The 8,111-nt window shown below is 66.2% G+C and carries 9 protein-coding genes and 1 pseudogene; all 10 read right to left on the bottom strand.

Annotation, left to right across the window (positions count from 1 at the left end; translation table 11 throughout):
* A pseudogene (locus ACRDUX_RS39700) lies at window positions 1–736 on the bottom strand (F0F1 ATP synthase subunit alpha); the annotation flags it as partial.
* 60 nt (window positions 737–796) lie between these two features.
* A complete protein-coding gene (locus ACRDUX_RS39695) occupies window positions 797–2,131 on the bottom strand; it encodes a F0F1 ATP synthase subunit B/delta (protein ID WP_526422851.1) in 1,335 nt (444 codons plus the stop codon).
* Window positions 2,132–2,644, bottom strand: a complete 513-nt coding sequence (locus ACRDUX_RS39690; protein WP_526422849.1) for a F0F1 ATP synthase subunit B — start codon at window positions 2,642–2,644, stop codon at window positions 2,132–2,134. It abuts the gene before it with no gap.
* Window positions 2,645–2,653: 9 nt separating this feature from the next.
* Window positions 2,654–2,908: a F0F1 ATP synthase subunit C gene (locus ACRDUX_RS39685; protein ID WP_526422847.1), complete on the bottom strand. Its 255-nt coding sequence runs from the start codon at window positions 2,906–2,908 to the stop codon at window positions 2,654–2,656.
* A 70-nt stretch (window positions 2,909–2,978) separates the two neighbouring features.
* Window positions 2,979–3,761 carry a F0F1 ATP synthase subunit A gene (gene atpB, locus ACRDUX_RS39680; protein ID WP_526422845.1) on the bottom strand — a complete coding sequence of 261 codons (783 nt, stop codon included), beginning with the start codon at window positions 3,759–3,761 and terminating at the stop codon, window positions 2,979–2,981.
* Window positions 3,758–4,219, bottom strand: coding sequence for an ATP synthase subunit I (locus ACRDUX_RS39675; protein ID WP_526422853.1), 462 nt, complete (start codon window positions 4,217–4,219; stop codon window positions 3,758–3,760). Before ACRDUX_RS39675 ends, atpB begins: the two co-directional genes overlap by 4 nt.
* A gap of 268 nt (window positions 4,220–4,487) precedes the next feature.
* Window positions 4,488–5,660: a glycosyltransferase family 4 protein gene (locus ACRDUX_RS39670; RefSeq protein WP_526422843.1), complete on the bottom strand. Its 1,173-nt coding sequence runs from the start codon at window positions 5,658–5,660 to the stop codon at window positions 4,488–4,490.
* 77 nt (window positions 5,661–5,737) lie between these two features.
* On the bottom strand, window positions 5,738–6,391 hold the full coding sequence (locus ACRDUX_RS39665) for an L-threonylcarbamoyladenylate synthase (RefSeq protein WP_526422841.1): 654 nt from the start codon (window positions 6,389–6,391) through the stop codon (window positions 5,738–5,740).
* Between the two features lie 5 nt (window positions 6,392–6,396).
* The gene (gene prmC, locus ACRDUX_RS39660; protein ID WP_526422839.1) at window positions 6,397–7,239 is read right to left on the bottom strand and encodes a peptide chain release factor N(5)-glutamine methyltransferase; all 843 of its coding nucleotides are present in this window, start codon (window positions 7,237–7,239) and stop codon (window positions 6,397–6,399) included.
* Window positions 7,236–8,111: peptide chain release factor 1 (prfA, locus tag ACRDUX_RS39655; RefSeq protein WP_526422837.1), on the bottom strand; the 876-nt coding region annotated here is incomplete at its 5' end. The genes prfA and prmC, both read right to left, overlap by 4 nt.

The raw sequence follows: 8,111 nt of genomic DNA, 5'->3' as shown, positions 1-8,111 counted from the left end.
TGCCGGCATAAGGAGCGACGTATTGCAGCGGGGCAGGGGAGCTGGCGCCGGAGAGGATCACGGTGGTGTAATCCATGGCGCCGTTCTTGCGCAAGGCCTCGATCACGCCGGCCACGGTCGATTCCTTCTGGCCCACCGCGACGTAGAAGCACTTCACGCCGCTGTGGCGCTGGTTGATGATGGCATCGATACCGATGGCGGTCTTGCCCGTCTTGCGGTCGCCAATAATCAACTCGCGCTGGCCACGGCCGATGGGCGTCATGGCGTCGATGGCCTTGATGCCGGTCTGCAGCGGCTCCTCGACACCCTGGCGCTGCACGACGGACGGCGCCTGGAGTTCCAGCGCACGCCTGGTGTCGCTCTCGATGTCGCCCTGAGCGTCGATCGGCTGGCCCAGCGGGTTGACCACGCGACCGAGGAAGGCGTCGCCGACCGGCACCGAGAGCACCTCGTTGGTGCGCTTGACCTGCTGGCCCTGCTCGATCTTCTCGAAGTCGCCGAGGATCACCGCGCCGATGCTGTGCTCGTCGAGGTTCAGCGCGACGCCGAGGACGCCGCCCGGGAACTCGAGAAGCTCCTGGGTCATGACCGAGGGCAGGCCCTCGACGTGGGCGATGCCGTCACCAGCGTCGATGACCGTGCCGATCTCTTCACGCTGGGTATCGGCGGTAAACGAGGACACGTACTCCTCGACGGCACCTTCGATGTCAGCAGCGGAGATTGTCAACTCTGCCATGTTTCTTCGTCTTCCTGCCTATGGATATTCGGGTCTTTTGGGTTTGAAGGGCTGTTCGGATCAGTCCGGCAACTGAGTCTGCGCGGCGGCCAGGCGGGATGCGATGGAACCGTCGATCACCTCGTCACCGACGGTGATGGAGAGGCCGCCGAGGAGTTCGGGATCGACGTTGAGCTGAATGGACACCGGGTGTCCGTAGATCCGGGTCAACAACTCGGCGAGCCGGTTTCGCTGGGCGTCGCTGAGCTCGGCGGCGGCGGTGACGTGCGCGACGACCTCACCGCGACGGGCCACCGCGAGCTCGGCGAGATCGACGACGGCCTCGTCGGCACGCTCACCGCGGAGCTGTCCGATGGTCTGCGACAGCAGCGCTGCCGCGATGCCGTCGACACCCGAACCGTCGATGACCTTGTCCAGCAGTGCGATTCGACCGTCGACCGGCGTGGTGTAGTCGCCAAGGAGTGCGGCGAGCTGCGGCTCCGCGTCGAGAACACGGCCGAACCGGAACAGCTGATCCTCGACTTCGTCGACCTTGCCTTCGACCTCGGCACGCTTCAAGAGCGCGAGCCGGGCCGCGTGCTCGACACCGTCGACGAGATCCGATTCGGTCGACCACCGCTGCGAGGCAGCAGTCTTGACCAGTCTCGCAGCGGGGGCGCCCACCTTGTCTGACAGCAGCCTGTCGACCAGACGCACCTTGGGGGCGGGGTCGTCGGTCGGCTCGGCGAGATGCTTGGCGAGCGAAGGCTCGGCGATGAGCAGCCTGACCACCGACGCCAATTCATCGGCCAAGGTGCTCAGCCCGTCGGCGTCGAGATCACGTGCCGCTTCGTCGAACTCGCCGCCGAGCGCAACGAGCGCTGCCCGGCTGGCCGCACGAAGCCTGGCCGAGGCACCCGTTTCGATGGTCGCCGTCGCGGGTGACATCTGGTCGAGCTCGTCGAGGAAGCGGTCCACCGTCGCGGACTGGGCGGCGGGTTCGGCGACGTGGGCACGCACCAGTTCGTCGGCCTTCTGCACCGACCCCTCGCCGAGACCTTGCCGCAGCTGCCGGATGAGCTGCTGCCGCATCAGCTGGACCTGTTGTGCACCTTGGGCCTTGAGCCGTTCGGCTTCGATGCCCGCCTGATCCCGCAGTTGGCTGGCGATGCGCTCGGAGTCATGCCTGGCCTCGTCGGTGACCTTCGACGACTCGGCCTTCGCGTCCTCGAGTGCCTTCGCGTGCATCGCGTCGGCGTCGGCGAGTTTCCGCGCAGCCTCGGCGCTCTCGGCGAGTGCCGCGCGCACCGCGTCCTGCTGCTTCTGCATCAGGCCCTTGACCGGCGGCACGACGTAGCGCCACAGGAGATAGACGATGACGGCGAATCCGATCAACTGGCCGATGAATGTCGACATTTAGCGGCTCCCGCCCGAGTTCACGTCTACGCCGAGGATGCGGCTGGCCAGGGTGGCGGACAGACCGTCCACGGACGAGTCCAATTCAGCCTCGGTCGACGAACGCTGTTCGGACAGTTGCGCATCCGCGTCGCGCACCGTCTCCGCGACCTCGCCGCTGGCCTCGGCCCGCTTCTCGTCGATCACCTGACGACCGGCCGTCCGGGCCTCGTCACGGATCGACGAAGCCTCCGTACGGGCCCCGGCCATCGCCGCGTCGTAATCGGCCTGTGCGGCCGTGACCTGCTCGGCCGACTTGCGGCCATCCGCGGCCGTCTTGGCGAGCATGGCCTCCCGTTCGGCGAGAACCTTGCTGATCGGTGGCACAACCCATTTCGTGATCACGCCGAGCACGATCAGGAAGATGATCAGCACGACGAAGAAGGTGCCGTTGGGGATCAGGAAGTTATTGCCCCCGCCCGCTTCTCCCGCCGCCTGGCTGGCCGCCAGGATCGTTGCGCTCAGTTCACCCATGCCGACGGACTAGGTCAGGCCTGGCGTGGCGAAGACGAACAGCGCCATGAAAGCCAGGTTGATGAAGTATGCAGCCTCCACCAGACCGACGGTGATGAAGAACGGCGTGAACAGCCGGCCCTGAGCTTCGGGCTGCCGTGCGATGCCGGAGATCAGCGCGTTACCGGCGATGCCGTCGCCGATGCCCGCGCCAATTGCGCCGCCACCCATGATCAATCCACCGCCGATGAGAGCACCGGCCGTGATGAGGGCGTTTGGATCCATTCCTTATTCCTCCTTGGTAACTGGTGGTGGTGCCACCAGGGCTGCTGGTCGTGCGGGTCCTTCGGACTTGCTAGGGGTGTGCTTCCTCTTTGGTGTCGTGATCGTCGTGATCGAGTTCCATCGACTGGCTGAAGTACAGGATCGTCAACAGCGCGAAGATGAACGCTTGGATCAGACCGACGAAGAGGTCGAACGTCTTCCAGATGGCGTTGGGCGCCCACTGGATGTACCAGGGGAACATCGCGATGAGCGCCACCAGGATGCCGCCGGCGAAGATGTTGCCAAAGAGTCGGAGCGCCAACGAGATCGGCTTGGCGAGTTCCTCGATGATGTTGATCGGCGCCATCAGCGTGACGTGTCCCTTGACCAGCTTCTTGGCATGGCCCCAGGCGCCACGACGCCAGACCCCGGCGGCGTTGTAGCAAATGAAGACGAACGCGGCGAGCGCCAGCACGTAGTTGATGTCCGCAGCGGGCGCCTTGATCAGCTCGCCGGCGGCACCGTCGGAACCGCCGTACTGCACCGGCAGCACCGCAAGCCAGTTGGACACCAGAATGAAGACGAAGATGGTGACGGCGAGCGGAAGCACGAACGGCGCGATCTTCATGCCGATCGCGGCCTCGACCTGCTGGCGCATCTGAATGGTGATGGCCTCGAAGAACAGCTGCACTCCGCCTGGAACTCCGGTGGAGGTGACCTTGGACTTCAGGAAGAAGGCCAACGCGATCACGATGACCGCGGCGATCGTCGTGCTGATCACGGTGTCACCGTTGATCGTCATGCCGAACAGATGCCAGAGGGGTTCGTGGACCCCGACGTGGATGGCCGCCTCGGCGGAAACAGTCTCAATCATTGGCCGTCAGCTCTATCCTTCGATTCCGATTCCTGGACGTCCAGACCGTCGGAGCGGATCTTCTTCATCACGGGGATGCTGGTGCTGATCACGAGCACCGCCTGGAAGATCGCGAGCCCGAAGAGCACGGCGAGTCCGTCATGCTTCTTGAACACGATGGCGATGGTCAAACCGATGGCGGTGATGGCCAACAAACGCGTCATCGAATTGACCGCCATCTTCTTCTTCAGCGGATGGTCCTCGGCCGTGATTGACTCGACGGCACGGCGAACCAGCATCGCATTGAGCAAACCCAGGCCGAGGCCGAGGCCGAAGAAGGCTCCGAAGTAGATGTGACCGGTGAACCCGGACGCCAGGAGGGCGAGTCCGGTGAGTGCCACGCATACGATGAGGAGGCGCACCGGCCGGAAGGCCACGGAAGGAAACACCAACGGCGCGTCCTGCGCTGGCGTCGTCACTGACTCACCTTCAATCCACGCTTTCACGGAAGCTGTCCCCTTTGACGAGCGATGATCCGGTGCGTGCCGCCCGAGCGTATCGGAGGGCGTCAATCGCGCTGGAATCACCCAAGGGGTAGCTCCCTTTGTCGGTCGTACATCGGCGCCGATCGGCTTGTGCAAACCGATGGGCCGGGCCGGCAACCCGCGAGGTTTTTCGGGTTCTGCCAGCACCGTACCACATGGTAGGCAGGCCTAAACGGGGTCCTACTACTTGGCGTCGTACTGCCTAGTCTGACAGCTCGCTGGGAACTTCTCTACCCCGTCGCAGCAGAGGAATGAGGGTGATGACGATGGCGACCACGATCGCCGCGAGCATCACCGCACCGGTGTACCGAGGGTCGAAGAAGATGGTGCTCGCAGCACCGAGAGCGACGATGCCCACCCATAGGTAGATCAGCAGCACCACCCGCCGGTGCGAATGGCCGATCTGCAGCAGCCGGTGGTGCAGATGCATCTTGTCCGGACTGAAGGGGCTGCGGCCCGCGCGCGTGCGGCGCACGATGGCCAGCAACATGTCGAGGGCGGGCACGAACATCACCGCGACGACCAACAGGAACGGCGAGAGCAATGCGAAGACGTCCCGCGCTCCGTACGCGTTCTGCGAGATCGGACCGGCAGCGGTCGTCGACGCCGCCGCCAGCATCAGGCCGATCAGCATCGAGCCGGAGTCACCCATGAAGATCTTCGCCGGGTGGAAGTTGTGTGGCAGAAAGCCGAGGCAGGCGCCTGCCAGCACCACCGAGATCACCGCAGGCGGGTAGAACAGCACGTCGCCGCCGTGGTCCCTGAGCAGACCTATGGAGAAGATGCAGATGGCCGCCGCCGTGATGAGGCCAAGACCTGCGGCGAGTCCGTCGAGTCCATCGACGAAGTTCATCGCGTTGACGATCGACACCGTCAGCGCCAGCGTCAACAGGATCGACGTCACCTGGTCGAGCACGATGGTGCCAACGCCACCGATCGGGATGTAGAGCACGCTCCATGCCACGCCCATGGTGACCAGCACGCTGGCGGCGGTGATCTGACCCGCGAACTTCGTGAGGGCGTCGAGACCCCATCTGTCGTCGATCAGCCCGATCGCCATGATCAGCCCGCCTGCCACGACCACGGCAGGCATGCCCGACGAGTACACGAAGCCGCGGGTCAGTGCGGGCAGCTGCGATGCCAGCAGGACGGCGGCGACGATGCCGATGTACATCGCGAGGCCGCCCATGCGCGGCGTCGGCTGCACGTGGACGTCACGCTGACGCGGGTAGGCGACGGCGCCGAGCCGGGTGGCCAGCGCACGCACCCAGCCCGTGGCGAAGTACGTGATGATCGCCGCGGTCAGCCCGACCAACGCAAGCTCGCGCAAGGGGACGCCGGCACCGCGGTCCGACAATGCGAGCAGGCCTTCCACGCGGTGAAATGTACTGGACCTACCTGAGACCCACGACGTCCTCGACACGCCAACGTTCGCTGGCGAGAGTCTCGGCGTCAGGCCGTCAGTGTCTCGGCCTCGAGCCCGAGGACGTCGGCGATGGCCGCCGACGTGACGGGCCCCTCCCTCAGCACCCGCGGCTGCGCACCCGTGAGATCGACGATCGTCGACGCCGAGCCCTGCGCGGACGGCCCCGCCTCGAGGTAGACCTCGACGAGGTCACCCAGCTGATCGCGCGCATCGGCGGCCGTGACGGCGGCGGCGTGGCCGGAGATGTTCGCACTCGACACCGCCATCGGGCCGACCTCGCGCAGGAGTTCGATCGCCACCGGGTGCAGCGGCATGCGGAGCATCACCGTGCCCGCCGCGTCGCCGAGGTCCCACTGCAGGGACGGAGCTTGCTGAACGACGAGACTCAACGCTCCCGGCCAGAACGCGCGGATGAGTTGACGGGCGGACTCGGGCACCGAGTACACCAGACCGTCGATGGTGTGCCATGACCCGACGAGCACGGGCACGGGCATGTCGCGACCGCGCCCCTTGGCCGACAACAGGGCCGCGACGGCGGCACCGTCGAAGGCGTCGGCACCGATGCCGTACACGGTGTCGGTGGGCAGCACCACGAGCCGCCCACCCTTGAGCGCGCTGATCGCCGAAGCGATGCCGATGGGCCGCTGTTCGGTGTCCGCGCAGTCGAACATCTCTGTCATGCGCTCTAGCCTGAACCCTTTCTCACCGCAGTGACGAACCGGGGGCGACCGGCCAGGTCCCGACGCGAGGTGACGTCGGTGAAGGCGCCAGAGGATTCGAAGAGGTCGACGGTCAGTGCCGCGGTGTCGTCATCGTGTTCGACGCCCACGAAGCCACCGGGGCGGAGCAGGCGGGCGGCCAGCGTCACGATCGGGCCGATGACCCGCATGCCGTCGGGGCCGCCGAACAAGGCGTGGGCCGGTTCGTGTTCGGCCACTTCGGGTTCCAGGGCCGCGCCATCGGGGATGTAGGGCGGGTTCGACACCACCAGGTCGACGGTACCGTCGCGCTCGTCGAGCAGGCTTGGATCCGTGACGTCGGCGGCGATGAGTTCGACGTCGCGGCCGTTGCAGTTTCGCCGGGCATACGCCAGCGCATCGGCGGAGTCCTCGACGGCGACGACGTGAGCGCGCGGACTGCCATCCGCGAGCGCGACGGCGAGCGCCCCTGATCCGGTGCACAGATCGATGATCACCGGCGTTGGTGAAAGCCGTTGGCCAAGAGCCCATTCCAACAGTGACTCGGTCTCCGGGCGCGGGATGAACACGCCTGGCCCCACTTCGAGGACGACCGTTCCGAAGGCGGCCGACGACGTCAGGTGCTGCAAGGGGATCCGGCGCGCCCGAGCGTCGACGAGATTCCGGTAGCTGTCGTAGAAGCGCTCGTCGGGCTCGTGGAACGCCAGCAGGCCGCGGTCGATCCGAGCGGTGTGCGCGGCGAGGAGTTCGGCGTCGACGTGCGCGCTGTCGACGCCTGCCTGCGCTAACGTGCCTGCGGCTTCGTCGATGGCCTGCCGCAGGCGTGTCATGTCTCCTGCAACCTGGCTTGCTTGTCAGCGGCGGCGAGCGCGTCGAACATCGGATCGAGATCGCCGTCGAGAACCTGGTCGAGGTTGTGCGCCTTGAACCCGATCCGGTGATCGGTGATCCGGTTCTCGGGGAAGTTGTAGGTGCGGATGCGCTCGCTGCGGTCGACGGTCCGGATCTGGCTTGCCCTGTCCGCCGAGGCGTCAGCGGAGGCCTGCTCCTCGGCGAGAGCCTGCAACCTGGCCGCAAGCACCACCATGGCGCGGGCCTTGTTCTGCAGCTGCGAACGCTCGTTCTGGCAGGTGACGACGATGCCGGTGGGCAGGTGCGTGATGCGGACCGCCGAGTCGGTGGTGTTGACGCCCTGGCCGCCCTTGCCGGAGGACCGGTAGACGTCGATCCGCAGATCCGACTCGTCGATCTGCACCGCAGCCACGTCCTCGAGCTCCGGGTACACCAGCACGCCCGCGGCCGACGTGTGCACGCGGCCCTGAGACTCGGTGACCGGCACCCGTTGCACCCGGTGCACGCCACCTTCGAACTTGAGACGCGACCAGACGCCGTCGGCCGCGTCGCCCTTGCTGGCGATCGTGAGCGTGGCGTCCTTGTAGCCGCCGAGGTCGGAGAAGGTCTCGTCGAGCACCGTGACATTCCAGCCGTGCCGTTCGGCGTACCGGATGTACATCCGAGCGAGGTCGGCGGCGAACAACGCCGACTCCTCGCCACCCTCCCCCGACTTGACCTCCATGACGACGTCGTCTGCGTCGTGCGGATCGCGCGGGGCAAGCAGGTCACTCAGTCGGGTCTCGAGTTCGTCGACGCGGACGGCCAGTTCGGGCACCTCGGCGGCGAACGACGCATCCTCGGTCGCGAG

The sequence above is a fragment of the Mycobacterium sp. genome (assembly GCF_050701675.1).
Taxonomy (GTDB): domain Bacteria; phylum Actinomycetota; class Actinomycetes; order Mycobacteriales; family Mycobacteriaceae; genus Mycobacterium.
The sequence above is the reverse complement of the archived record's forward strand: the minus strand, read 5'-3'. Positions and strand labels throughout refer to the sequence as shown.